We start from the raw sequence: 24,941 nt of genomic DNA, 5'->3' as shown, positions 1-24,941 counted from the left end.
ATACCGATCCGTCGATCGTGAATCTGTCGCATTTCCCGTATCGGGAGGATCTTGCCTACGGATGGCCCGATGATGCCGTACGCTTTTCCACCCGAGCCCTTCCCTTCGATGGCTGCCGGCTTCTATACGGGCATACGCATCAGCTGACTCCCGAAGGCGCGCGGCCGGAGTCGCTCAATGTAGGACTGGATGCGTGGAGCCTACTACCGGTAAGCGAACAACAAATCGTCGACTGGTTCTGTACGCATACCAACGCAGATGACCTCGATCAATCCAACGCCGATCAACCGACACTGGCATAGCGGCCAACGATCACCATCATCACTAAGACAAACAGCAATTCAGACAGGAAACCAAACATGGCAAAGCTGATCATTCTCCGCGGCCTGCCTGCGTCGGGCAAGTCCACATGGGCTCGACGCTGGGCTGAGGACCCCACCAACACCTGGCCGCATTGCATCATCTCGTTGGATGACATCCGCGTGATGATCGCAGGCTCCCCAACCAACCGTGACCGCATGCGCGACCAGTATGGCGGACGGTTCGAAAACATGGTGGTGGCGCTGGGCCGGCGCATGGTAGCCGACGCCCTCGATGCTGGATGGGACGTAGTCGCCGACGCGCAGCATGCGAATCCAACATATGCGACGGAGCTTGCCCAACTGGCACAACGTCACGACGCATTGTGGGAGACCAAGGACTTCGACGTGCCACTTGACGAGCTCCTGCAACGCAATGCCGCGCGAAACGCTGCCGATCATGTGCCCGATGCATACATTCGCGACTCCTGGAAGCGATTCCATCGCACGATGTTCCGTCCGATCATGCCGGGAGACCCGAACGGCAACCTATTGGAACGCATGTGCGCGGACCCCGATGTGCGAGTGATCCCTGTACAGGGAGAGCATGATATCTATGCCTGCAATTTCACCAGTAAGGCGTTCCGTGAGGGACGCTGGACCACTCGTACCATCAATGCCCGAGGATTATTCGTTGATGGTACCGGTCATGTGACGCAACGAGGATTCGAGAAATTCTTCGCCGTGGACGAAACTCCGGAAACCTCATACGACAGCATCATCGAACATTGTCAACGACATCCCGAAGCTCTTCCGGTTCGCGTGGAACGCAAGGAGAATGGGTTCCTCGGACTGATCGGCGCAGCGGACGAATCCAAAACCACCTCCGGAAGCGACCAACGACGATTTCGGTTCTGGTCGAAGTCCGGCCAAACCGATTATTCGGCACTGATCGAACGACTGTTCCCCGCCGATGACGATGTGCGGGACCGGTTATGGCAGTATCTGCACGACTGGAACGTGACGGCCGCGGTCGAGACGATCGATACGAAATCGGACAGACACATCGTCGGATACGATCATTCGGAGCTTCGACTGCTGCACCTCATTCGCAATCAGGAACAGTTCACCATCGACTACGAACATGAACAACTATTTGCCGATTCCGGCGGTTTCACCCGTCCCGAGATCCTGGGACGCTGCGAAACCGTCGAGCAGGTGGCGCAGGCGATTGCCGACGCCAAGGCCTCCGATCGTGAAGGTGCCGTGCTGTATTTCAATGACGGATGGATGGTCAAGGTGAAGTCGGACCGATACAAGATGATCAAGTCGCTGCGTCCGTCATTGCAACGCGCTCTGCTGCGGGGCCGCAACCTCGTCGATCGCGGTGCGACCGCGGAACGTGCCCGTCGTGTCATCGATGACGCACGCGAACATGATATCGATCTCACGTATCAACGGAAAGCCTTCGGCGAGCGCGATGTCGACATGATCACGGTTGGACGAATAGTGGATCTTCTAGACGATCGCACCGCTTCATCCAGTGCATCCAGTGCATCCAGTGCATCCAGTGCATCCAGCACGATATCCAACATGTGACCACCATCCCGTATTCCGGCCGCCACCCCTCCTTAGTGTGATCACACTAAAAAATGAGGGTGTTGAAATTGCAACGTTTTGGGGCAATCATCTTCGGTAGTGTGATCACACTAAGGACGGTGGGACAGGACGGGGACGGGGGCAGGGGCAGTGGGCAGGGTCAGGCCTTCCACCAGGGACGCAGCGGGTACCACTTGCCGTCGGGGTGGCCTACGCGATCGGGCTTGATGGCCAGGAACTGGTGGATCTGAATGCCGTCGATCTCGAAGTTGAGCGCGCAGGCAGCCATGTACAGACCCCACACCTTGGCGCGTTCGAACCCGACCTGCTTCACGGCGTCGTCCCAATGCTCGGACAGATTATGGTTCCAGTGATGCAGGGTCAGTGCGTAATGCTGACGCAGGTTCTCCTGATGCACCACGTTGAAACCGGCGTCGTGGATGCACGATTCGATGAAACCGGGTGCGCCCAGATCGCCGTCGGGGAAGATGTAACGGTCGAGGAACTCGTCGGTGCCGGGCTTGCCGTCCGGCTTGTCGTGGCTGATGGTGATCTGATGATTGAGCAGGCGTCCCATGGGCTTGAGCAGACGGAACATCTCCTCGAAGTAGCTCTGGTAATTCTTCACGCCCACGTGCTCCATCATGCCGATCGAGCAGATGCCGTCGAAGTCGTGCTCGGGCACGTCGCGGTAGTCCTGCACGCGCACCTCGGCTAGGTCCTCGAGTCCTTCACGACGAATCCACTCCTGCGCGTAGGCGGCCTGCTCCTTGGACAGGGTGACGCCAAGCGCCTTGATGCCGCGGCGGGCGGCGGTGATGACCATGGATCCCCAGCCGCAGCCGATGTCGAGTAGCCGTTCGCCGGGCTTGAGTCCAAGCTTGTCGAGAATGAGACGCAGTTTGTTGGCCTGCGCGTCCTCAAGGCTCATGTCCTCATTGTCGAACACTGCGCAGGTGTAGGTCATGGACGGCCCGAGGAAGTCGGCGTAGAACTCGTTGGACTGGTCGTAGTGGTAGTTCACGGTTTCGGAGTCGGCCTTCTCGGTGTGCGGCAGCAGACCGGCCTTGATACGGGCGAACTTGGAAGGGCCTTCGGTCTCGGGCACCGGCGGACGGCGCAGTCCGTGGGACAGTACCGCGGCGGCGACCTTGGCGACGGCGGCCGGCGAGGGTTTCTTCACGTAAGGTGCCAGCGACAGCAGCTTGCGCAGTTCCGGATACGGATCGGCGTAGTCGATGCCCTCGATGTCGAAATCGCCCAGCACGTAGGCGCGTACGGCACCGATCTCATTGGGGTGGGCGAGCAACTGATAGACGGCGGCCGGCGACGTGACCTTCACCACCAGATCCGCATCGTCGGGGCCGAACGAAGACCCATCGAACGCCTCAACCCTCAGGTGTGGATTCGACTCGATGAACTCCCCCACCATCTCACTCACCAACATCGACTTGCCACTGCTCATACTTCGCCTCTTTTTCGAGTGCTCGTTGACAATTACGTCCTGTGGCAGTTTAGGTCCGTCGTTTTTTCTGCATTCCTGATGTTTGCCCATGGGCGAAAAACAAATCAAAATGTTCGACACTTCATCGCAAGTTGATGATTTCAGCGATCCGTTTGATCGTCCTACGCCCAGCCATAGTGATCAGACGTCGCCGATTGACCATTCGAACGGATCATTCGATCAGACGAATACCAGCTGCACCAGCACCATGTACAGAATCGTTCCGCCGGCGATCGATAGCAGCATGTTGCGCTTCCATGCGTGCAACGCCACGATCACCGCCATGGCGATGAGTTCGGGAATACCGTGATTCCCCGTCATGGGCGACACGTCCTTCAGCGAATACACGACCAGCAGTCCGGTCATGGCGAACGGCAGCACGCGCCCCAGATAGTCAATGAACCGCGGCGGCTGTTTGGACTCCGGGAACACAATGAACGGCAGGAAACGGGTGATCATGGTACCCAATGCCACCACGGCGATGGTGATCACACTCTGCCATACGGTCATGGTCATGCCGTCACCTCCATATCATCACGCTTATCATGGTCCCCGCCCGTCTTCAGCTCATCCAGCCATGGACGCAACGCCACGAACAGCACAAGCATGGCGATCATCGACGGAATCATGAATCCATCCGAGCCGAACACCATCGGGCATCCGGCCGAAGCGAGCACGCCGATCATGGCCGGCAGATGCGCACGCAACCCGCCGTCGGTTCCCATCCACTGATCGAGAAAGATCACCAGAAACAGCGCGGTAAGCACAAATTCGATGCCACGCGTGCTCACCGGCAGCAGTCCGCCGACTAACCAGCCGAGCGCCGTGCCTAAGATCCAATACCACCGGTTGAGCAGATTCACGAACAGCATGAACCATCCGCGGTCCACGTCCTCGGGAATCCTCGCACTGGAGTTGATGGCGAAGCTCTCGTCGCACATCGCGAAGATCAGGTACGGCTTCTTCCATCCCATGTTCTTGTATTTGCCGAGCATCGACAGTCCGTAGAACAGGTGACGGGCGTTCACCATCAGCGCCAGCATGAATGCGGCGACCGGATTGAACGCGCTGAGCAGCAGGTTCACCGTCACGAACTCCATCGAGCCGGCGAAGATGAAATACGCCATGCACACCGGGTACAGGAACGCGAACCCCTTGGCATGCATGAGCAGACCGTACGAGCAGCCGAGAAACAGGAAGCCGGCAGCGATCGGCACAGTGAGCGGGAACGCCGCCTGAAACGCCCGGCCAACGGTTCCACCGCGTCCCCGTCCGATTGCTCCGCCACTGCCTGCCCGCATGGTTCTGATCCTCTCCCGTTTTCCAGCGTCCGACCGAGTGCGCGCAATCGATCGGACCGAACGACTGGATCATCCTAGCCCCGGCTCTGCCCGAGCCTTGCACGGCATGCGCACCCATCACGCGCGGAACGAACATCGGACAGTGCCGGCCGAAACCGAATCAGCCGGAGAAGTCGATGTCGCCCAGCTTGTCGATGAGTCGCATATTCTCGCTGTAATCCACCGGACAGGAGATGATGTCCACACCGCTGCCGGAACGCAACGCATGCCGCAGCACGGGATACAGCTCGTCGGCGCTTTCGATCTCGTGGCCCTTGGCGCCGAAGCTCGCGCCGAGCGCCACCACATCGGGGTTGTTGAAGTCCACGTATTCGTGCGTGCCGTCGTGGATGTCCATCTTCCACTTGATCAGACCGTAGGCCTCGTCCACCCACACCAGAATCACCATGCGGCAGCCGCAACGCACCGCCGTTTCGATCTCCTGCACGTTCATCATGAAGCTGCCGTCGCCCATCACGGCGAGCACGGGACGGTCGGGATTGGCCATCGACGCAGCCACGGCACCAGGCAGCGTCCATGCCATGGTGGACAGCGAGTTGTCGATCACGCAGGTGTTGGGATGATACGTGGGGTACAGGCGCGCCATCCACATCTTGAGCGCTCCCGTATCGACGAGCGCCACGCCGTTGTCGTCCACCGCGCGACGCGTATCGTAGACGATGCGCTGCGGCTTCATCGGGAACGAGTCGTCGTCGGCGCAGGACTCGTATTCGCGGTTGAGCAGTTCGCGGATCGCCGGGTGCGAGTCGTCGAACGTGATGCCCTCCCAGCGCAGACGGCCGATCAGCACGGCGAGCGTCTGGTCGATGTCGGCCATGATGTTCAGGGCGGTGGAATAGTGCGCGTCCGTATCCTCCACGAATGTGTTGATGTGGATGATGGTCTTGTCATCGTTCGGGTTGATCTTCTTCGGATCGAACTGCTGGATCGAAAAGCCGATGGCGATGATCAGGTCGGCGGTGTCGAACGCGAAGTTCTCGTAGTCCTTGTGCATGAATCCGACCACGCCGAGCGCATTCGGCAGCTTGTCAGAGAACACGCCCTTGCCTTCGAACGTGGTGGCCACCGGCACATTGAGCAGGTCCGCCAGTTCACGCAGTCGATCCTGCGCGTGGGCGCGTGTGACGCCGTTGCCGGCGAGAATGACCGGACGTTTCGCCTCGCGGATGATCGATATGGCCTCGTCGATCGTGTCGTCGGCGGGCATGAGATGGGTCGGCTTGGGCAACGGCAACGGTTTGGCGTTTTCCGGAGCCGGCATTTCGGCCACGTCCTCCGGCAGGACCAGGCAGGTGGCACCGGGACGATTGCGCTGCGAGATCGAAAAGGCCTTGCGGATCATTTCGGGCGTGGATTCCGGTGTCATGATCATCGCCGACCATTGGGTCAACGGTTTGAATACCGACACCAGATCGACGATCTGATGGGATTCCTTGTACAGACGGCCCACGCTTCCCTGCGCGCAGATCGCCACGAGCGGCGTGGTGCTGGCGTTCGCCTGCGCCACCGGCAGGGTGAGGTTGAGCGCGCCTGGTCCAAGCGTGGCCAGACACACGCCTGGCTTGCCTGTGAGATGGCCGTGTGTGGCGGCCATGAATCCGGCCCCCTGCTCATGCCGGGTGAGCACGAACCGAATGCGTCCGTTCCGTTCGATGGCCTCCATGAGCGGGATGTTCTCCTCGCCCGGAATGCCGTAGATCGTGTCGACGCCTTCGTTGACCAGGCATTCGACGAACAGATCGGCGACGGTTCTCACATGATCTTCGGCAGCGTTCTTCATGGCTTTCCCCTTCCGTGCGTCATTGTAGCCGCGCGATGTGTCCGCTCTGCGCGGCTGTCCGTCGGTTGACCGGCTCAGGCCGCCGCCAGACAGGCCGGACCGAACACGGTCTTGATCTCGCCGAACAGCGATGTGTCGCGTTTGACGCGGAATCCATCGCCGAGCGTCAGCATCGTCACCCCTCCCTTGGCATCCACGACGGCGAGCTTCACCTCGCAATAGCCGGGATGCTGGTGCAGGATGCCGGCCAGCCGCTCCACATGCGCGTGGTCGATGGCCGCTTCGGGCAGCATGATCACCAGCGAGCGCTCGTCCTCCGCCTCCAGCGTGGGCACTTCCATTTCGGTGGCGCGCAACGATACGGTCTCGTCACGTACCTCCACCTGTCCGCGGATGCGCACCACGGTGTCCAGCGCCATTTCGGCGGCGGCCGATTCGTATGCCTTGCCGAAAAACATGCATTGGATGGAGCTTTCCAGGTCCTCGATCGTCACGATCGCCCATGGGTTGCCCTTCTTCGATACACGCCGGTCGATGCCGGTGATCAGGCCGGCGAGCGCCACCTGTTCGCGTTCGGGCATGGTCTTGGCCCGGTCGATCAGGTGGGCGATCGACATGTCGCGCAGTCCGGCGAGCACGGCGCTCATGCCGCTGAGCGGGTGGTCGGAGACGTAGAGGCCGAGCATTTCGCGTTCGAAGTTGAGCTTGGTCTTCTTGTCCCATTCCTCCACGTCGGGAATCTGCACGTCGGCATCGCCCATGGCGTCCCCGCCGTCGTCGTCTCCTCCGTCGAGGTCGGCGAACAGGTCGAACTGGCCTTCGGCCTCCTTGCGTTTGAGCGGCACGATCTGGTTGATCGCGGTCTCGTGGATCTGGAAGAGGGCGCGACGGTTCGGGTCGATGGAGTCGAATGCGCCGGCCTTGATCAACGATTCGACGAGTCGGCGGTTCAGCGCGGCGAGTGGTACGCGCTTGATGTAGTCCATGAAGTTCACGTACTTGCCACGCGGACTGTTGCGTTCCTCGATGATCTCCTTGACGGCGTTTTCGCCCACGTTGCGGATGGCGCCCAGACCGAATCGCACCACGTCGCCGACTGCCGAATACTCGTACACCGATTCGTTCACGTCGGGCGAGAGCACCTGGATGCCCATGCGACGCGCTTCGCCGAGGTAGAGCGCGGTCTTGTCCTTGTTGGTGGACGCGCCCTGCAGCAGTGCGGCCATGAACTCCACCGGATAGTGGGTCTTGAGATAGGCGGTCCAGTAGGAGATCAGTCCGTAGGCTGCGGAGTGCGCCTTGTTGAACGCGTAGCCGGAGAATGGGACCAGGATCTCCCAGATGGCCTCGGCCGCCTCCTCGGAGTAGCCGTGCTCCTTCATGCCGGCGAAGAACGGCACCTTTTCCTTGGCCAGCACCTCCGGCTTCTTCTTGCCCATGGCTCGACGCAGCACGTCGGCCTTGCCGAGCGAGTAGCCGGCGAGGATTCGGGCTGCTGACTGCACCTGCTCCTGGTAGATGATCAGACCGTAGGTCTCGTCGAGCACCTCCTTGAGCGGCTGGTCGAGTTCGGGGTGGATCGGCTCGATCTTCTGCAGGCCGTTCTTGCGCTTGGCGTAGTTGGTGTGCGATTCCATACTCATCGGGCCCGGTCGGTACAGGGCGATGAGTGCGGAGATATCGTTGAAGTTGGTCGGCTTGAGTGTGCGCAGCAGCGAACGCATGCCGTCGCCATCGAGCTGGAACACGCCGAGCGTGTCGCCGCGGGACAGCAGCTGGTAGGTCGGCTCGTCATCCAGCGGGATCTTGGTGTAGTCGATCGGTTCCTTGCCGTTGTTCGCCACATTGCGCAGGGTGTCTCGGATCACCGTAAGGTTGGATAGGCCAAGGAAGTCCATCTTGACCAGACCAAGCGTTTCGCACGTATGGTATTCGAATGTGGTGGTCACGGTGCCGTCGGTGCGTTCCAGCAGCGGCGACGTGTTGGTGATGGGCTCGGATCCCATGATCGTGGCGCAGGCGTGCACACCGGTCTGGCGGATCAGGCCCTCGATGCCCATCGCCTCTTCGGTGATGCGCTTGACGTCCGGATCGGAATCGTACAGTTCGCGATATTCGCGCGCCTCGGCGTAGCGTTTGGCGCTCGGATCGAAGATGTCGTGCAGCTTGATGTCCTTGCCGCCGGTCTCGGCCGGGGGCAGCGCCTTGGTGACGCGCTCGCCCACGGAGAACTCGTATCCCATGATGCGCGCGGAGTCCTTGAGCGCCTGCTTGGTCTTGATGGTGCCGTAGATCACGCACTGGGCCACCTTGTCGTGACCGTATTTGTCGGCCACGTATTCCAGGACCTTCATACGGCCTTCTGGGTCGAAGTCGACGTCGATATCCGGCAGGGACACACGTTCCGGGTTGAGGAACCTCTCGAAGATCAGACCATGCTCAAGCGGGTCGAGTTCGGTGATGCCCATCGCGTAGGCGACCATGGCACCTGCGGCGGAGCCTCGTCCCGGCCCCACCATGATGCCGTGCTCCTTCGCCCAGTTGATGTAGTCGGATACCACCAGGAAGTAGCCTGGGAACTGCATCTGGCAGATCACGCCGCACTCGTAGTCGGCCTGCTTGGACACGTGCTCGGGCACGTTGCCCTCGTAGCGCTTCTCAAGTCCCTCCTCCACCTTCTTGAGGAACAGGGAGGTCTCGTCCCAGCCTTCGGGGCAGTCGAACTGCGGCATGAACGCGCCGTCCTCGTTGTCGTCGAACATCACGTTGCAGCGTTCGGCGATCTCCAGCGTGTTATCGCACGCCTCGGGCAGTTCCTTGAACAGTTCGCGCATCTCCTCGGCGGATTTGATGTAGTAGCCGGATCCGTCGAACTTGAACCGGTCGGGGTCGTCGAGACGACTGCCGGAGTTGATGCACAGCATGGCGTCCTGCGCCCCGCGATCCTCCTCGAGCACGTAGTGGGAGTCGTTGGTGGCGAGCAGCGGCGCGCCGAGCTTCTTCGCGATCGTCAGCAGATCCTTGGTCACCTGCGTTTCGATCTTCAGCCCGTGGTCCATGAGCTCGATGTAGAAGTTGTCACGGCCGAAGATGTCCTGCATTTCGCCGGCGGCGCGCAACGCCTCATCGAACTGGCCAAGACGAAGCCTCGTCTGGATGATGCCGGACGGGCATCCGGAGGATGCGATCACGCCTTTCGAATATGTGGACAGCACTTCCTTGTCCATACGCGGATAGCGCATGACGCGGCCTTCGAGGTTGGCCACGGAACTGGCCTTGGTCAGGTTCACCAGTCCCTCGTCGGTTTCCGCCCACATGGTCAGGTGGGTGATCAGACCGCCGCCGGAGACGTCGTCACGTCGTTGCGCCTCGGTTCCCCAATGGACTCGGGACTTGTCCTGTCTGGCGGTTTCCGGCGTCACATACGCCTCGATGCCGATGATCGGCTTGACTCCTGCCTTTACGGCGGTGCTCCACATCTCATATGCGCCGTGCATGTTGCCGTGGTCGGTGATGCCCACGGCCGGCATGCCGAGTTCCTTGACCCGGTTCACCAGATTCGGGATCTTCGACGCGCCGTCGAGCAGCGAATAATGCGTATGGTTGTGCAGTTGTACGAAGTTCTTTCCCGATTCAGCCATAGTTTCCACCATAGCGTACGGGCTCGGCGTGCTCGTTTTCGTTGCAATTCCAAGCGTAATTCACATTCGACCACATTGGTCGCACACGCTTGCCCCTGCCGGTGCCCACGAGTGACGATGGGAGTCACCGATTCCAATGACGGAACCGCGTACACCCGCATAGTCGCATGGATGATCACGCGAAAATGATCATCCAGGAAAGGAGATCTCATGGACGAGACCATCACACGCACTGCATCACCATCCGTGGCGGTGACGACACCGCTCGTTTCGGCCGGTTGTCCGTCAACGGGCTCACCGCAGACCGAGGATGCTTCCAGACCGGATCCGTGGCCCGATGTGCAGGATCCACAGCCAGCTCCCGCCTATATGGACTTCGTTCGGACCGGCGTCGTTCCTAGCGAAGTCATTGACGATGTCGATCACGCCGATGCCGCAGGTGCCGATATCGTGTCTGTCACCGGCATCTCCGACGGCATACCGGCAACGGTGCCAGGCAACAGTATGCTTGCCCGCTTGGGCGTTCCTCCGATTGACGATCAGGCATCAACAACTACCGGCATTGCAAAACGACGATTGTCCGTGTTCGCGGTGATCGCGCTCATGCTGGGTATTCTGTGTTCCGTATCGTTCGGCTTCATGGGGTTGATGGCCTCATATCTCCTTGGTATCGGGCACAAGGGCACCGTAAGTCTGTTCGCCCTGTCGACGATCGCATCCACGACATCATCGCTGATCATCCGACCGAGTGGCATCGGTGCGCTGATCGCGGGAGTCGCGGGCATTCTCGAATGCGCCATTCCCCATCCCCGTACCAAACAGCGGGCCCATGGATGGTGGCTGGGCCTCATAGGGATGGTGATCAGCGTGATGCCGATGCTCGCTCTGGCCTTGCTGAACTCTCTGGCGCTGATCTGACCGGCTCCGCCATCACGACTGATCCGTACGATCCTCGTGACGGGTGCGCAGCACATCGAGCGCGTGCTGCAGATCGGCCGGATAATGTGAGGCCACATGCGTCCAGATACGGGTGCGGGGATGCCGGAAATCGAGTTCCATGGCGTGCAGCCACTGGCGTTCGAGTCCCAGTTCTTCGGCAAGTTTCGGATTGGCGCCATACATGTGGTCACCCACCAGCGGGTGCCCGATCGATGAGAAGTGCACACGGATCTGATGGGTGCGGCCCGTTTCAAGATTGATCTTGGCCAGCGTGGCCTCACCGAATCGTTCCAGTACATCCCAGTGTGTGACGGCCGCCTTGCCGCTCGGTGTGACCGTGAACCGGAAGTCGGATACCTTGGCCCGGCCGATCGGCGCCTCAATGGTGGCCTTGTCCTGGGCGAGATCGCCCTGTGCCACCGCGTGATATGTCTTGACGACCTCGTGTTCGGAGAACTGTCGGCGCATCTCCTTGTAGGCGAGTTCGGATTTGCACACCAGCATCAGGCCGCTGGTGCCGACATCAAGACGGCTGACGATGCCCTGACGCCCGGCGGCTCCGTAATCCGTGATGTGCACACCGCGATGCAGCAGACTGCCCAGCACGGTCGGGCCCGTCCATCCCACGGAGGCATGGGCGGCAACGCCCACCGGCTTGTCGACGATCACCACGTCGTCGTCCTCGTAGACGATGGCCATGTCGTCGGCAATCGGCTCGGGCTTGGTCTCCTCCTTGACGAGGTCGAACTCGACCATGTCTCCGGCAAGCAACGTGGTGGAACGGTCGCAGGAGCGGCCGAGCAGTTTCACTTGTCCGGATGTGATCAGATCGCTGGCCTTGGAACGGGACTCCCCCGTCATCTTGGCCACGGCCACGTCGAAACGCTTGCCGATGAGAGCGTCGGGTGCTGGAACGATGGGCATCAGCGTGTCTCCGTCATATCGTCATTGGATGTGGTGTCGGTCGCTCCTTCCCGTGTCGGCCGGAACGGCACGGAAAGCACGATGAGCAGCACGAGTCCGATACCTGCCACCATCAGCCAGATATCGGCCACGTTGCCCACGGACCATCCATAGTTGAGAAAATCGACCACTCTGCCGTCAAGGAATCCTGTGGCATACATGAAACGGTCGATAAGATTGCCCACGGCTCCGCCGAACGCCAGTCCAAGACATACCGCCCAACGCCAGTCCGTGGTGATGACACCGGCAACGAACAGGGCGATCGACGCGACGATGGCCAACAGCGAAATCAGCCACGTGGTGGAGGATCCCATACCCAGCGAGGCACCGGGGTTGTGCAGGAGACGCAACGACAGCAGTCCGGGAATCACACTGATATCGTGATCGGTGGTCAGCGAGGAAAGCGCCATGTTCTTGGTAATGCGATCCAGCACCAGTGCGACAAGGGCCACGCATGCGAAGACGGCCACGCACATACGCGGCCGTCTTGCGACAGTATTCTCAGTCATACAGTCGGAATGATCAGCGGCTGCCGCCGTTGAAGTCCTGCATGGACTGGTAGTTGTTCGTGTCCGAGATCTGCGTGGTCAGCTGGCCGAGGAACTCGGTCAGGCGGCTACGGTACTCGGCCTCGAACTGCTTGAGGCCTTCGATGTTGCCCTCGATGACCTTGGAGTCGGTGTACAGCTTGTCCTTGACCTGCTGAGCGTAATCGTCGGCGGCGCTGCGGGTACGGTGATCGTACTCGTCAGCCACGTCGCGGATCTTCTTGGCCTCGGCCTCGGTGTCCTTGCGCACCTGGGCATCGTACTGCTCGGCGGCGGCACGGGTCTGCTTGCTGTAGGCATCCGCCTCGGAGTGCGTCTTCTTGGAGTATTCGTCGGCCTGCTTGCGGGTCTTGGCGGAGTAGTCGTCAGCCTCGTTACGGGTCTTGGCCTGATAGACATCGGCGTCGTTACGGGTCTTCTTGCCGTAGGAGTCGGCCTCGGTGTGCACACGCTGCGAGTAGGCGTCGGCATCCTGGTGGATACGCTTGGAGTAGGCGTCGGCCTTCTGGATGACGTCCTCGTGCTTGGCCTGACCGTCTGCGATGAGCTGATCACGCTGGGCCTTGCCCTTGTCCACATACTGATCGTGCAGCTGCATGGCCAGCGCCAGCATGGCGGTGGCGCGCTCGGGCTCGGTGGTGGCACCGGCACCGGCACCGGCGATCTTGCGCAGGCTACCGGTCTCGGTGGACGGCTCGACCTTGGCGAGCTGCTGACGCAGCTGCTCCTCGCGGGCCTTGGATGCCTCCAGTTCGCGGCTCAGGGCGGCGATCTGATCATTGCTCTGGCCGTTGGCAGTGTTCTGCGCCTGCTGGAGGGCGGCGATCTGCTGCTTGGCGGCCTGCAGCTGGCCGTTCAGGGTCTGCAGCTGACCATTGGCGGCCTGCAGCTGGTTGGAGACCTCGGCGGTACGACGGCGCTCGGCATCAAGCTGGCTGGCGGCACCATCGCTCTTGGCCGACTGGGCGGTCAGCTGATCGATCTGAGCGTTGAGCTGATCCACCTGGCTCTTCAGCTGGGCATTCTGGTTGGCCAGCGCCTGCACCTGCTCGGAATCATTCGTCTTCGCTTCCGGAGCCGTCTGCTGGGCCTGAACAAGCTGGTCCTTCAGCTGGCTGTTCTCATTGGTCAGCTGGGAGATCTTCTCATTCAATGCGGCCACATCGGGACCCAGCGACTGGGTGGAACCGGACTGAGCGGCCTGACTGCCCAGTGCCTCCACCGTTTCGGTAACTTCATCGAGGAAGTCATCGACCTCGTCGATGTCGTAGCCTTCCTTGAAACGTACCGTCTGGAAAATATGGTTACGAATATCATTCGGTGTCAACAGGGCCATTGCAGATCCCAACCTCACTCTCAGCTCGTAGGGAGCTTATGAAATTACGTATCGGAACCATGCTAGCACGTAGCCCGTGACTGTCTAGGCGCTACGCCGACGACACGCAGTGTTCGGGGGTGTTCATCGGTGCCATATTGCATCGAATTCATACGACAGGCGTTTCGGTCTATTCCCCGCTCTGAATTCGCGCTAAATCCGCAGGCGCTAAATCAGCATTTGCAGCACGACCAGCGCGAAATACAGCACGATAAAACTCACATCAAGGTAGATCGCGCCCAGCGGCAGTGGCTTGATATACCGTCGCAGCCATCTGAGCGGCGGCTCAGTGAGACGATATACCACGTCGATCAGGGAATACACCACGCCCCGGGGATACCATCGGGGTGCCAATACGCGTACCCAATCAAGAATCATCCGCACGAACAGTACGAATATATAGGCATCGATCAGCAGACTCAGCAACAACCGCAGCAGATAAATGAAAGTCATGCATTCACCGTATCAGGGAAGACGTAATACCAGCTGATCGTTCGCTCAATGGGAACGATCAGCAATGGTCTTCGACAACAAAACTCAGGCACCGAAAATATCGGAATTCGATGAGGACGGAGACTCCTCCACCTTGATATTCACCTGAGCGGGGCTGAGCAGGAACACGCGAGGCGTCACACGTTCGATGGATCCTCGCACACCAAATACCACACCGGCGGAGAAATCCACGATGCGGTATGCGGTGCTTTCCTCCACACCGGTGAGGTTGAGTACCACTGGCACGCCATCGCGAATGGCGCGCCCCACCAGCTGGGCCTCCTCATAGGACTTCGGATGGATCGTGGTGATCCGATTGAGCTGCCCCTTGAACGGTGTGGTACGGGAACGGCTGGGTGCCGCCGCCGGCGTGGGCGTGGGAGCGGCGGCCGGCGTCACGCTGCGATCCGAATCAAACGACGGCGACTCGTCCGCGACGGTGTCCTCGGGCACGACCTCGTCATCGTCGTCAACGACATCGGCCATGCCAAGATATGTCATCGCGTTCTTCATGAAACCGGCCATGATAACCCTCCAGTACTATCGATCAGCGCAGGAAGTCGGGGATGTCCAGATCGCCCAGCTCGGAGTCAGGGATCCTGGGAGTGCGCGGGACGGCGGCATGCTCGTTCGTGGCATCGTCATACGACGGAACTGCGGGCATGGACGTGGACGACTGCGTTGCCGTGGGGTTCGTCGATGCGGGATACTGAACCTGCGGCTGCGGCGTGGGATTCACCGGAGTCACGGCCGGTGCCGCCGGCTGTGCCGCCGTCGGAGCGGTGGTCTGATGGGTTGCCGTGGGCTTGCTCGCCGGCTGGGACGGGGTGTCGTCGGTGGCGGGCTGCTGCGCGTACTGCACGGCACCGTTGGTCAGGTGCAGCTCGGGAAGCTGGGGAACCTTCACATCGGAACGATCGGCCGGACGGTAGCTTTCCACACCCTTCTTGGCATCGAAGCCAGCCGCGATGACGGTGACACGCACCTCGTCGCCGTAGGAGTCGTCGAGGGCAAGACCCCAAATGATCTGGGCTTCGGGGTGGATGGCCTGACGCACCAGCTCGGCGGCCTCGTTCGCCTCCTGCAGGGTGAGGTCGGTCGGACCGGCGATGTTGAGCAGGGCACCGTGGGCGCCCTCGATGCTGGCCTCGAGCAGCGGGGAGCTGATGGCGATCTCCGCGGCCTGGCTGGCGCGGTCCTCTCCCCGAGCGGAACCGATGCCGAACAGCGCGGTACCAGCATCCTTAAGAATCGCCGTGACATCGGAGAAGTCCACATGGATGTAGGAGTTCATGGTGATCAGATCGGTGATGCCCTGCACGCCGGCGAGCAGTGCCGAATCAGCAGTCTTGAAGGCATCGATCACGCTGACGGAACGATCGGAAAGGTCAAGCAGACGATCATTCGGGATGATGATCAGGGCATCGACCTCCTTGCGCAGGTTCTCGATGCCGGAGTCGGCCGACGCGGAACGACGCGGGCCTTCGAAGCTGAACGGACGAGTGACCACGGCGATGGTGAGCGCACCCTGCTGACGTGCGGCACGGGCCACGAGCGGGCTGGCACCGGTACCGGTGCCACCACCCTCGCCACAGGTGACGAAGACCATATCGGCGCCCTTGAGCGCCTCCTCGATGTCGGACTGGTGGTCCTGGGCGGCCTTGGCGCCCTTCTCCGGGTCGGCACCGGCACCGAGACCACGGCTGGACGCATCGGAAAGGGAGATCTTGACATCGGCATCGGAGCGTAACAGATCCTTGGCATCCGTATTGATGGCAACGAACTCCACATTCTGCAGGCCCTCGGCGATCATGCGGTTCACCGCGTTGCCGCCGGCCCCGCCCACACCAACAACCTTGATGAGGGTCTTATCGCTGAAGTTCTCAGCCTGGGCAATGTCGCTCACTGTATGCTCCTGTCACTCACGGTTATGTCTAACTCTATCGCAGTATTACCGTCTAAACGTGTTTATTTTATAGCGTGTACGCAGTTTTGATCAGTACGAGGCATCCAACGGGTCCGCACTGATCACATCCCGTCGCTGTTCCTCGGTCAGCTCCTGGGAATCCAGCCATCCGTAGGGAAGATGGACCTTTTTCGCGTAGCGGACCCGGCCTCGAGGCTTGCCTTCCGCGGACTCCGGGAACGGAATGCTCGGATCAAGCTCATCGATTCGTCGACGAACATCCTCCAAGTTTTCACATTCCATGAACGCGCGGCGCGTGCCGCCCCCCACCGGGAACCCTTTGAGGTACCAGGCCACATGCTTGCGCAGATCATGCACGGCCATGACCTCGTCGCCATCGTAGAACTCGGTAAGCAGCTGCGCGTGACGCATCATCACCTGTCCCACTTCGCCCAAGGTGGGATTCACCCGTTCAGGGGAACCGGCGAATGCGTTCTTCAGATCGGCGAACAGCCACGGACGCCCCTGACACCCCCTACCGATGGCCACGCCGGCGCATCCAGTCTGGCGGACCATGGCCAGCGCATCCTCGGCACTCCAGATATCACCGTTGCCAAATACGGGAATATCCAGTTCATCCACCAGTTCGCCGATGCGACTCCAATCGGAGTGCCCGCCATAGTATTCCGCCGTGGTACGCGCATGCAGCGTCACCGCGGCGCACCCCTCCTCCTGGGCGATACGCCCGGCCTCAAGGAACGTCTCATGGTCGTGGTCGATACCCACGCGAATCTTCGCCGTCACCGGAATGTTCTCCGGAGCGCACACCCGCACCACGCGACGGATGATCTCCCGGAACAGCTCGGTCTTCCACGGCAGCGCCGAGCCACCGCCCCGACGGGTCACCTTGGGCACCGGGCAGCCGAAGTTCAGATCCACATGATCGGCCATATGCTCGTCCACCACGATGCGGGCGGCCATCTCCACGATCGCCGGACTCACACCATACAACTGCAGCGAGCGGATCCGCTCACTCGGCGCGAAGCGACACAGTCGCAATGCCTTGGGATTCCGTGCCACCAATGCCCTGGCCGTGATCATCTCGGCCACATACAGGCCGTCGGGACCGTATTCCTCACACAGCACGCGGAACGGCCAGTTCGTCACCCCCGCCATGGGCGACAACACCACCGGCGTCGTCACATGAACGGGCCCGAGATCCACCGGCGGCATGGTCACAGATGGTGCGGACGATGGCATGATGCTGGCGTTTGCTTCCATGGTTCCTTTTCTTGATGATCCCTTGGTAATCCTGATGATCCTGTGGCGTCTCCGACCGCCGAAGCGGCTCCGTCGGGAACTGCCGGTGAAACAAACTGGCGGGAAGCGTCTCAAGGCGCATCCCACCAGTCGAATGTCATAAATGTCATATCCATCGGATTTCATTCCAGACGTTCCAGATGTTTCGGCAACGTCGCAGCGAAATCAGACGGAATCAGGTCATGCCCGTGACCGTAACGACATCAGCCGGGCATGACGGCGTGAGCGATCAGTACAGACCGCCGGCCTCCTGAATACGAACGCTGTCCGGCCATGCCTCGCCGCCCATGGCGACGGGCTTGAGCGGCACATGCGTGCGGTGCTCGCCGATGCGGGCGGCCACGTAGTCGGCCACCTTGTCAAGAGCCACGCGCTCCTGGTTCATGGTGTCGCGGTCACGAATCGTCACGGCCTGATCGTCGAGGGTGTCGAAGTCGACCGTCACGCACAGCGGGGTGCCGATCTCGTCCTCGCGACGGTAACGACGGCCGATGGCGCCGGACTCGTCGTAGTCGATCATCCATTCGTTCTGGCGCAGATCGTTCGCCAGGTTCTGGGCCACGTTCTGCAGTTCGGGCTTCTTGCTGAGCGGCAGCACGGCGGCCTTGACCGGAGCCAGACGCGGGTCGAGGCGCAGCACGGTGCGCTTGTCCACGCCGCCCTTGGTGTTCGGAGCCTCGTCCACATCGTAGGCGTCCACAAGGAAGCACATCAGGGAGCGGGTCAAGCCGGCCGCAGGCTCGATCACGTACGGCACGTAGCGCTCGCCGGTGGCCTGGTTGAAGTAGCTGAGGTCCTCGCCGGAGTGCTTGGCGTGGGCGGAAAGATCGAAGTCGGTGCGGTTGGCCACGCCCTCGAGCTCGCCCCAGTCGGATCCCTGGAAGCCGAACTTGTATTCGATGTCCACGGTGCGCTTGGAGTAGTGGGCGAGCTTCTCCTTCGGATGCTCGTAGTGACGCAGGTTCTCCGGCTTGACGCCGAGGTCGAGGTACCACTGGGTACGGGCGTCGATCCAGTACTGGTGCCAATCCTCATCGGTGCCGGGCTCCACGAAGAACTCCATCTCCATCTGCTCGAACTCACGGGTGCGGAAGATGAAGTTGCCGGGAGTGATCTCGTTGCGGAAGGACTTGCCCATATTGGCGATGCCGAACGGCGGCTTGGAACGCGAGGAGGTCATCACGTTCTTGAAGTCCACGAAGATGCCCTGCGCGGTCTCCGGACGCAGGTAGTGCAGGCTGTTCTCGTCCTCCACCGGGCCGAGATGGGTGCGCAGCATCATGTTGAAGTCGCGCGGTTCGGTCCACTTGCCACGGGTGCCGCAGTCGGGGCACACGATGTCGGCCATGCCGTTCTCCGGCAGCTGGTCATGGTGCTTCTCGGCGTAGGATTCCTGCAGCTTGTCGGCGCGGTTGCGCTTGTGGCAGTTCAGGCATTCGACCAGCGGGTCGTTGAACACGGCGACGTGACCGGAAGCGACCCACACCGGGGTGGGCAGGATGATGGACGTATCAACGCCCACGACGTCGGGACGGGTGACAACCATCGAACGCCACCACTCGCGCTTGATATTGTCCTTGAGCGCCACGCCGAGCGGGCCGTAATCCCATGCGGAACGGGTGCCGCCATAGATCTCACCGGCGGGGAATACGAAACCGCGACGCTTCGCGAGGGATACGACTTCATCAAGTTTGGACTGAGCCACAATGCACCTTCTGGTTTGAACGGTTTGGGGTCTTGTTTTGCGCCCCTGAGTCTATCCGTACACGCTGACAGTCAACGCCAACGACGGAACGACCGGAACACACCATCGAATCGCCGTGCACATGACGACAGCGCAACGACGATGCGACGCAAGTACAAGACGCACAATACGCGCATAGCACTTGAAGTCGCCGAAGTTGTCCGAACGGCGGCATAGCGTCAATGGCACAATGCAGGGGAACCCGTACGACGTACGGCACGATGGTTCGGCCAAGACTCGACCATGATTTCGAGGCGCAACACCATCGGATCGACGCGTAACGGGTTGAGAAAGGCGCCGGCCTGACCCTTGGAACCTGTTGGTCAACACCATCGTAGGGAGGCATTCTTCATATGAGTTCCGATTCCGAAAACCTCGAATCCGGCAACCTCACCGTCGGTGATCCGCTGCGCGCCGAGATCGCGCAGGCCGTGGACGCCGTACGCGAGACCACGCCACTCGCCCAGTCGCTGACGAACTTCGTCACCATCAATTTCGTCGCCAACGCCCAGCTTGCCGTAGGGGGCACGGCGGCCATGCACTACAGCGGCGAAGAAGCCGAGGCTCTGGATTCCGCCGGAGCCTCCAAGGCCACCTACATCAATATGGGCACATTGCTCGCGGAATTCCGCAACGAGTATCCTGCCGCCGCGCGCGATGCCGTGGACCGCGGTCTGCCGTGGGTGCTTGATCCCGTGGGAGCAGGAGCGGGCGAGCTGCGCGGCGAGATTCTTCGCGCCTTTCGGAAGACCCCGCCCACGATCATCCGCTGCAACGCGTCCGAGGCGATTGCGCTGGCCGGGATCTGGGGGCTGGAGGGAGCCGATTCCAAATCACGCGCCGGCGTGGAGGCTCATGATGAAATCGATGCGGCAATCCCCGCGGCCCATGCCCTCGCTCGGTTCACCAAGGGTGTGGTGTCGGTATCGGGGGCCATGGATCTGGTCACCGACGGCGAGCGCGACTTCCGTCTGCCCGGCGGCAGCGTGTGGATGACGAAGATCACGGGCGCGGGCTGTTCCCTGGGCGGCGTCACGGCGACGTACGCCTGTGTGGCCCGCCCGCTGGTCGCCGCGCTGACTGCGGCATTGCATTACAACCGTGCGGCGGATGCCGCCGAACGTGTGGCCGAGGGTCCTGGCTCGTTCCAAGTGGCGTTCCTCGATGCGCTGTGGAACACCACGTCCGATGAGATCGCCCAGTCGCCGATCTACGCCTGATTCCCTGATTCCCTGATTCATTGTCGATTCATTGTTCATACTGCAAGGAGCGAATCATGACCAACCGTTTCCCGTACGCGTCGATGCGCGACATTCTCGATGTATCCGCCTATCTGGTGCTCGGCCCGGATGATACGCACGGCCGCCCGGTCACCGATGTGGTGGCACAGGCCCTGCGTGGCGGCGTAACCATCGTGCAGCTGCGCGCCAAGCATTCCGATGCCGGCGAGATCATCGCCATGGCCAAGGATATCGCGCAGGTGATCGCGGATGCCGGAAAAAGCGATACCGTGCCGCTGCTGATCGACGATCGTCTGGACGTGGTGCTCGCCGCCCGCGATATGGGCATCAAGGTGGACGGCGTGCACGTGGGCCAGACCGATGTTCCCGCCACCGCATGCCGCAGGCTGCTCGGCCCGGACGCGATCGTGGGTCTGTCGGCCAACACCACCGAATTGTTCGACATCATCGAGGAGCTGCCGGCCGGTGTGGTGGATTACATCGGCGCAGGTGCCGTGCATCCGACGACCACCAAGCCGGAGGCCACGCTGATCGAGAAGGCCGCGGATGATTCGGATTCGATTGCGGCGATCGGTCGCCTGTGCGCAATCAGCGATTATCCGGTGGTGGCCGGCGGCGGTGTGAAGCTTGCCGATGTGGCGCCGCTGGCCCGTGCGGGTGCCGCCGGCTGGTTCGTGGTGTCGGCAATCGCAGGCGCCGACGACCCACAGGCGGCGACCAGCGAACTGGTCAAGGCGTGGAAGGATGTGAAGGGGGATGCCGTGCACGCCCCGGCTCCGCATCCGCAGGGCGGGATCCTGACCGGTCCGGACTCCCCTGACTATGTCAATACGATGGCCCAGTTGACGATCTGGCCGACGGGCGTGGGCGAGGAGCTGAGCGAGTATGTGGCGCAGGTGATCCGCGTGATCCGCGAATCCGGTCTGGACAACAGCACCCATGCCATGAGCACCGATATCGAGGGCGACTATGACGATGTGCTTGCCATGGTCAAGCGTGCCGCGTTCGTGCTGTATGACCATGGGTACCGCACCCAGGTGAGTCTGCAGATGGATATGCGGCCGGGGTTCAGCGGACAGATCCGTAAAAAAGTGGAGCTTGTGGACCATATTCTGGACGAAGAGCGGGATTAAGTCCATACCTCGCTACCGAACCCTCGTGCGATGCGGTATAACGTAGTAATTATGACTACGATGAAGGAGATTGCCGAACGTACGGGGGTTTCGGTATCGACGGTCTCTTTGGTACTGAACGATCGCGATGCCGGAAGAGTCAAGCCTGAGATCGCGCAGCGGGTTCGCGCGGAGGCGAAGGCGTCGGGTTACAAGCCCAATCCTTTGGCGAGAAGCCTGAGGACCAGTAAGACGCGGATCATCGGATTCGTCAGTGACGAGATCGCCACCACGCCCTATGCCGGACGATTGATTCTTGGTGCGCAGGATGCCGCACGAGCCATGGGATACATGCTGCTCACCGTCAACACGAACGGCGACAGCGATCTTGAGGAACGGGAGATCGCCACGCTTCGCCAGTACGGCGTGGACGGTTTCATGTACGCACGCATGTACGATCAGCACACGACGGTTCCGGAAAGCCTGCTGAAGCTGCCCACCGTGCTGCTGGACGGCATCGACGACACCGGTCGCGTGCCGTATATCGTGCCCGACGAGGAGTCCATCGGATATGACGCCACGCGGCATCTCATCGACGCAGGCTGCCGTCGCATCGCCTACATCGGTGCGTCGGATCGTGTGTACGTGGCCGATCTGGGACGTCGCGCCGGGTATCGTCGCGCGCTTGCGGAAGCCAACATCGACTATGACGAGGCGCTTGACATCGGTGTGACGTTCAACCGTCCGGCGCTCGACGCCGTGGATGCGATGTTCGATCGTGCCCATCCGGATGGCATCTTCTGCTTCAACGATGCCCGCGCCTGGTACGTCTATCAGTGTGCGGCCAAGCGGGGTCTTGCCATCGGCCGGGACATCAGCGTGGTCGGCGTGGACAATCATCGCGTGTTCGCCGAAACGCTGGCGCCGTTGCTGACCACTGTGGATCTCCCACATTATGAGATGGGATATTGGGGCACGCTCAAGCTGGTATCGATGATCGAGGGGCACGCCCCCAAGCCTGAAGCCATGACCCCAGCCGGAGGTCGTTCTCCCCTGCCGCCGTTGGACGCATCGCCCGCACAGATCCATTGCACGCTGATCAGCAAGGAATCCGTGGCGGTCAAGGGCTGAGCCTACCGACTGGGATTTTATCCAGTCGTCCATCCGCCGTGTTCGTGACACAGTACGTTGTCGTCATGGACACGGCTGCTTCATAAACCACACATAATCGAACAATACTGAATAATCACTGGCCGCCTTGATGTCGTCCACTATAATCGTAAATCGTTTGACGATTGCAGAGAGAAAGGCATTCAACGATGAATGACATCAATCGCGAATTTGTATCCCACGACGAGGCGCTCGCCAGGGCCGAGGCCGGTGTGGCCAAGCTGGCCGCCACGCGCAACGACCGCTGGTACCCCAAGTTCCACATCGCCTCGAACGGCGGATGGATCAACGACCCCAACGGCCTGTGCTACTACCGGGGACGCTGGCACGTCTACTACCAGCTCCACCCCTACAGCACCCAGTGGGGCTCCTGCCATTGGGGGCACGTCTCCAGCGACGACATGATCACCTGGAAGCGCGAACCCATCGCCTTCGCCCCCAGCCTCGAGGCCGACCGGGATGGTGTGTTCTCCGGTTCGGCCGTCACAGGTGACGACGGTCGGCTCTGGGTGTTCTACACCGGCCACCGCTGGGCCAACGGCGTGGACGATGCGGATGACAACCTTGAGGTGCAGTGCGCGGCGGTGAGCGACGATGGCGTGCACTTTGAGAAGCTGGGCGTGATCATAGACAACCCCAAAGGTTTCCGTCACTTCCGCGACCCCAAGGTGTGGAAGCAGGACGGCATGTGGTACATGGTCTTCGGCATGAGCACCGCCGATGCCCGTGGCGAGGTGCTGCTCTATTCCTCCGAGAACATGCGCATCTGGCATTTCGAACAGGTGCTGTTCCGCCATCCGAACCCCGGTGTCTACATGCTCGAGTGCCCCGACTTCTTCCCCGTCACCGACAAGGACGGTAACGAGAAGTGGGTCATCGGCTTCTCCGCCATGGGATCGAAGCCGAGCGGCTTCATGAACCGCAACGCGAACAACGCCGGCTACATGATCGGCACGTGGGAGCCGGGTGGCCAGTTCACGCCGGAGACCGAATTCCGTCTGTGGGACTGCGGCCACAACTTCTACGCCCCGCAGTCGTTCAACACCGTCGCCGGCGACACCGACGACAACACCGACGGCCGTCAGATCATGTACGGCTGGTACAGCCCGTTCGTGCAGCCCATCCCGCTGGACGACGAGGGCTGGTGCGGCCAGCTGACCCTGCCCCGTGAGGTGTTCCTTGGCGAGGATGGCGACATCCACACCGTGCCGGCGGCTGAAATGGCCGGTCTGCGCGAGGATTCCACCGATCTGGGCGTTGTGGAGGTCAAGTCCGGCACCGAAACCGTGGTGGCCGAGAACGCGGAGGCCATGGAGATCGAGATGACGATCGACCTGAAGAACACCACCGCCGATCGTGCCGGCATCAAGGTGCACGCCACCCCCGACGGCTCCTACACCTACGTGGCCTATGATGATCAGATCGGCGGCATCGTGCTCGACCGTCAGGCCAATGCCTTCGGCGATCGCGGCTACCGCGTGGCCCCGCTTACGGCGGACGAGCTGGCGGCCGACCAGCTCACGCTGCGCATCTACGTGGACCGTGGTTCCGTGGAGGTGTACGTGAACGACGGCCATCAGACGATGAGCTCCTACAGCTATGCCGCCGACGGTCCGCGCGCGGTGAAGCTGGTCGCTGAATCCGGTGATCTCACGGTCGCGTCCCTGACCCTGCACAATCTCAAGTCCATCGGTCTGGAGTAGTGGAAGTAGTGGAGTAACGGCGGACCGCTGATATTCCGATCGCGGATATCCGTCACCGTGAATATCAGTTACTCATCATCAGGGCCTCGGTGCATGAATGCGCCGAGGCCCTGTCATTCACATGGAATTCCCGTACTGTAACTACGTACCTTGCGTTTTTATGGACAAACGCCGCATAACCCCTATGAATCAGACGGCATGATCATCTGACGACGCAGCAAAAGCCATTGTCATGAATAAAATG

General features: G+C 61.1%; 19 protein-coding genes, 1 pseudogene and 1 riboswitch. Of the genes and pseudogenes, 7 read left to right on the top strand and 13 right to left on the bottom strand.

Features of this window, described 5'->3' with window-relative positions; translation table 11 throughout:
- Both EP30_RS08160 and EP30_RS08155 read left to right on the top strand, forming a co-directional pair.
- Positions 1–302, top strand: a pseudogene (locus tag EP30_RS08160) (phosphoesterase); the annotation flags it as partial.
- Between the two features lie 9 nt (positions 303–311).
- Positions 312–1,898, top strand: coding sequence for an RNA ligase (locus tag EP30_RS08155; RefSeq protein ID WP_308810409.1), 1,587 nt, complete (start codon positions 312–314; stop codon positions 1,896–1,898).
- 160 nt (positions 1,899–2,058) lie between these two features.
- On the opposite strand, the gene EP30_RS08150 is transcribed toward EP30_RS08155, so the two are convergent.
- The 5 genes from EP30_RS08150 to dnaE form a co-directional block, all read right to left on the bottom strand.
- Positions 2,059–3,363 (bottom strand): class I SAM-dependent methyltransferase, encoded by a 1,305-nt coding sequence (locus tag EP30_RS08150; RefSeq protein WP_140557695.1) that lies wholly within the window; start codon positions 3,361–3,363, stop codon positions 2,059–2,061.
- A 219-nt stretch (positions 3,364–3,582) separates the two neighbouring features.
- Positions 3,583–3,918, bottom strand: a complete 336-nt coding sequence (locus EP30_RS08145; RefSeq protein WP_094663345.1) for a branched-chain amino acid transporter permease — start codon at positions 3,916–3,918, stop codon at positions 3,583–3,585.
- Complete coding sequence (locus tag EP30_RS08140; protein ID WP_140557693.1) at positions 3,915–4,703, bottom strand: AzlC family ABC transporter permease; 789 nt, start codon at positions 4,701–4,703, stop codon at positions 3,915–3,917. The genes EP30_RS08145 and EP30_RS08140 overlap by 4 nt, the downstream gene beginning before the upstream one ends.
- Before the next feature lie 160 nt (positions 4,704–4,863).
- Positions 4,864–6,543 carry an acetolactate synthase large subunit gene (locus EP30_RS08135; protein WP_140557691.1) on the bottom strand — a complete coding sequence of 560 codons (1,680 nt, stop codon included), beginning with the start codon at positions 6,541–6,543 and terminating at the stop codon, positions 4,864–4,866.
- 74 nt (positions 6,544–6,617) lie between these two features.
- Positions 6,618–10,184 carry a DNA polymerase III subunit alpha gene (gene dnaE, locus EP30_RS08130; protein ID WP_169713061.1) on the bottom strand — a complete coding sequence of 1,189 codons (3,567 nt, stop codon included), beginning with the start codon at positions 10,182–10,184 and terminating at the stop codon, positions 6,618–6,620.
- A gap of 210 nt (positions 10,185–10,394) precedes the next feature.
- Between dnaE and EP30_RS08125 the strand changes: the two genes are divergently transcribed.
- Positions 10,395–11,102, top strand: coding sequence for a hypothetical protein (locus tag EP30_RS08125; protein ID WP_140557689.1), 708 nt, complete (start codon positions 10,395–10,397; stop codon positions 11,100–11,102).
- Positions 11,103–11,114: 12 nt separating this feature from the next.
- On the opposite strand, the gene EP30_RS08120 is transcribed toward EP30_RS08125, so the two are convergent.
- The 8 genes from EP30_RS08120 to EP30_RS08085 form a co-directional block, all read right to left on the bottom strand.
- Complete coding sequence (locus EP30_RS08120; RefSeq protein ID WP_140557686.1) at positions 11,115–12,050, bottom strand: RluA family pseudouridine synthase; 936 nt, start codon at positions 12,048–12,050, stop codon at positions 11,115–11,117.
- Positions 12,047–12,595, bottom strand: a complete 549-nt coding sequence (locus tag EP30_RS08115; protein WP_140557684.1) for a signal peptidase II — start codon at positions 12,593–12,595, stop codon at positions 12,047–12,049. The genes EP30_RS08120 and EP30_RS08115 overlap by 4 nt, the downstream gene beginning before the upstream one ends.
- 13 nt (positions 12,596–12,608) lie before the next feature.
- Entirely contained in the window at positions 12,609–13,970 is a 1,362-nt protein-coding gene (locus tag EP30_RS08110) for a DivIVA domain-containing protein (protein ID WP_140557682.1), read from the bottom strand.
- A gap of 207 nt (positions 13,971–14,177) precedes the next feature.
- On the bottom strand, positions 14,178–14,462 hold the full coding sequence (locus tag EP30_RS08105) for a YggT family protein (RefSeq protein WP_140557680.1): 285 nt from the start codon (positions 14,460–14,462) through the stop codon (positions 14,178–14,180).
- Between the two features lie 84 nt (positions 14,463–14,546).
- Complete coding sequence (locus tag EP30_RS08100; RefSeq protein WP_140557678.1) at positions 14,547–15,026, bottom strand: cell division protein SepF; 480 nt, start codon at positions 15,024–15,026, stop codon at positions 14,547–14,549.
- Between the two features lie 22 nt (positions 15,027–15,048).
- The gene (ftsZ, locus tag EP30_RS08095; protein ID WP_140557676.1) at positions 15,049–16,407 is read right to left on the bottom strand and encodes a cell division protein FtsZ; all 1,359 of its coding nucleotides are present in this window, start codon (positions 16,405–16,407) and stop codon (positions 15,049–15,051) included.
- A 90-nt stretch (positions 16,408–16,497) separates the two neighbouring features.
- Entirely contained in the window at positions 16,498–17,688 is a 1,191-nt protein-coding gene (gene dusB / locus EP30_RS08090; protein WP_140557674.1) for a tRNA dihydrouridine synthase DusB, read from the bottom strand.
- Positions 17,689–17,956: 268 nt separating this feature from the next.
- Entirely contained in the window at positions 17,957–19,432 is a 1,476-nt protein-coding gene (locus tag EP30_RS08085; RefSeq protein WP_094663323.1) for a glycine--tRNA ligase, read from the bottom strand.
- A 223-nt stretch (positions 19,433–19,655) separates the two neighbouring features.
- Positions 19,656–19,830, top strand: a riboswitch (TPP riboswitch).
- Between EP30_RS08085 and thiM the strand changes: the two genes are divergently transcribed.
- From thiM to EP30_RS08065, 4 genes are all read left to right on the top strand, one after another.
- Positions 19,825–20,691 carry a hydroxyethylthiazole kinase gene (gene thiM / locus EP30_RS08080; RefSeq protein ID WP_140557671.1) on the top strand — a complete coding sequence of 289 codons (867 nt, stop codon included), beginning with the start codon at positions 19,825–19,827 and terminating at the stop codon, positions 20,689–20,691. It overlaps the preceding riboswitch by 6 nt.
- A gap of 56 nt (positions 20,692–20,747) precedes the next feature.
- Positions 20,748–21,845 (top strand): thiamine phosphate synthase, encoded by a 1,098-nt coding sequence (gene thiE / locus EP30_RS11155; protein WP_140557669.1) that lies wholly within the window; start codon positions 20,748–20,750, stop codon positions 21,843–21,845.
- 51 nt (positions 21,846–21,896) lie between these two features.
- A complete protein-coding gene (locus EP30_RS08070; RefSeq protein WP_140557667.1) occupies positions 21,897–22,955 on the top strand; it encodes a LacI family DNA-binding transcriptional regulator in 1,059 nt (352 codons plus the stop codon).
- Positions 22,956–23,143: 188 nt separating this feature from the next.
- A complete protein-coding gene (locus EP30_RS08065; RefSeq protein ID WP_140557665.1) occupies positions 23,144–24,697 on the top strand; it encodes a GH32 C-terminal domain-containing protein in 1,554 nt (517 codons plus the stop codon).
- The last annotated feature ends 244 nt before the right edge of the window (positions 24,698–24,941 follow it).

It is taken from the genome of Bifidobacterium sp. UTCIF-39 (genome assembly GCF_006408715.1).
Taxonomy (GTDB): Bacteria; Actinomycetota; Actinomycetes; order Actinomycetales; family Bifidobacteriaceae; genus Galliscardovia; species Galliscardovia tissieri.
The sequence above is the reverse complement of the archived record's forward strand: the minus strand, read 5'-3'. Positions and strand labels throughout refer to the sequence as shown.

What these genes read in the sequence shown, in the direction of transcription:
- EP30_RS08150 (WP_140557695.1), bottom strand. Translation starts at nt 3,363, where the DNA reads ATGAGCAGTGGCAAGTCGATGTTGGTGAGTGAGATGGTGGGGGAGTTC.
- EP30_RS08145 (WP_094663345.1), bottom strand. Translation starts at nt 3,918, where the DNA reads ATGACCATGACCGTATGGCAGAGTGTGATCACCATCGCCGTGGTGGCA.
- EP30_RS08140 (WP_140557693.1), bottom strand. Translation starts at nt 4,703, where the DNA reads ATGCGGGCAGGCAGTGGCGGAGCAATCGGACGGGGACGCGGTGGAACC.
- EP30_RS08135 (WP_140557691.1), bottom strand. Translation starts at nt 6,543, where the DNA reads ATGAAGAACGCTGCCGAAGATCATGTGAGAACCGTCGCCGATCTGTTC.
- dnaE (WP_169713061.1), bottom strand. Translation starts at nt 10,184, where the DNA reads ATGGCTGAATCGGGAAAGAACTTCGTACAACTGCACAACCATACGCAT.
- EP30_RS08125 (WP_140557689.1), top strand. Translation starts at nt 10,395, where the DNA reads ATGGACGAGACCATCACACGCACTGCATCACCATCCGTGGCGGTGACG.
- EP30_RS08115 (WP_140557684.1), bottom strand. Translation starts at nt 12,595, where the DNA reads ATGACTGAGAATACTGTCGCAAGACGGCCGCGTATGTGCGTGGCCGTC.
- EP30_RS08110 (WP_140557682.1), bottom strand. Translation starts at nt 13,970, where the DNA reads ATGGCCCTGTTGACACCGAATGATATTCGTAACCATATTTTCCAGACG.
- EP30_RS08105 (WP_140557680.1), bottom strand. Translation starts at nt 14,462, where the DNA reads ATGACTTTCATTTATCTGCTGCGGTTGTTGCTGAGTCTGCTGATCGAT.
- EP30_RS08100 (WP_140557678.1), bottom strand. Translation starts at nt 15,026, where the DNA reads ATGGCCGGTTTCATGAAGAACGCGATGACATATCTTGGCATGGCCGAT.
- dusB (WP_140557674.1), bottom strand. Translation starts at nt 17,688, where the DNA reads ATGGAAGCAAACGCCAGCATCATGCCATCGTCCGCACCATCTGTGACC.
- thiM (WP_140557671.1), top strand. Translation starts at nt 19,825, where the DNA reads ATGAGTTCCGATTCCGAAAACCTCGAATCCGGCAACCTCACCGTCGGT.
- thiE (WP_140557669.1), top strand. Translation starts at nt 20,748, where the DNA reads ATGACCAACCGTTTCCCGTACGCGTCGATGCGCGACATTCTCGATGTA.
- EP30_RS08070 (WP_140557667.1), top strand. Translation starts at nt 21,897, where the DNA reads ATGACTACGATGAAGGAGATTGCCGAACGTACGGGGGTTTCGGTATCG.
- EP30_RS08065 (WP_140557665.1), top strand. Translation starts at nt 23,144, where the DNA reads ATGAATGACATCAATCGCGAATTTGTATCCCACGACGAGGCGCTCGCC.